Genomic DNA, 782 nt, shown 5'->3' with positions numbered 1-782 from the left:
GTGGTTCAGGAGGTGCTGAGCATGCCCTCGCGCAGGCGGGCCAGCAGCCGCGTGATCAGCCGGGAGACGTGCATCTGGGAGACACCGAGGCGCTCACCGATCTGGGCCTGGGTCAGCTCCTCCACGAACCGCCAGTGGATGATCTTCCGGTCCCGCTCGTCCAGCTCGGCGATCATCGGGGCCAGCGCGTGGAAGTCCTCCACCAGACCCAGCGCCTGGTCCTCGTCACCGATGAAGTCCGCCAGCGCCGCCTCGCCGTCCTCGCTGCCGCTGATCGCCGCGTCCAGCGAGGCCGACTTGTAGCCGTTGGACGCCAGCTGCGCCTCGACCACCTCGTCCTCCGGCAGGCTCATCAGCTCCGAGAGCTCCCTGGTCGTCGGCGTCCGGCCCAGCCGGCTGCGCAGCTCCTCGTTGGCCCGCGCCAGCTGCACCCGGGCCTCCTGGAGCCGGCGCGGCACGTGCACCGCCCACGACGTGTCCCGGAAGAACCGCTTGATCTCCCCCACGATGTAGGGCACCGCGAACGAGGTGAACTCCACCTCACGGGTCAGCTCGAACCGGTCGATCGCCTTGATCAGCCCGATCATGCCGACCTGGACGATGTCCTCCATCTCCTCCGGACCCCGGCTGCGGAACCGGCCGGCCGCGTAGCGGACCAGGGACATGTTCATCTCGATCAGCGTGTTCCGCGCGCTCTGGTGCTCCGGCGTGCCCTCCTCCAGCACCGACAGCCGGTCGAAGAACAGCTTCGACAGCTCCCGCGCGTCCTTCGGCGCCACCTG

The 782-nt window shown here is 69.3% G+C and carries 1 protein-coding gene; it reads right to left on the bottom strand.

The window, feature by feature from the left end; genetic code table 11:
* Nucleotides 1-5: 5 nt before the first annotated feature.
* On the bottom strand, nt 6-782 hold a 777-nt coding region (locus IE312_RS37970), incomplete at its 5' end, for an RNA polymerase sigma factor SigF (protein ID WP_189986840.1).

The organism is Streptomyces capoamus, from assembly GCF_014654935.1.
Taxonomy (GTDB): domain Bacteria; phylum Actinomycetota; class Actinomycetes; order Streptomycetales; family Streptomycetaceae; genus Streptomyces; species Streptomyces capoamus.
Note: the sequence above shows the minus strand (reverse complement) of the source record. Positions and strands in the feature narration are given on the sequence as shown.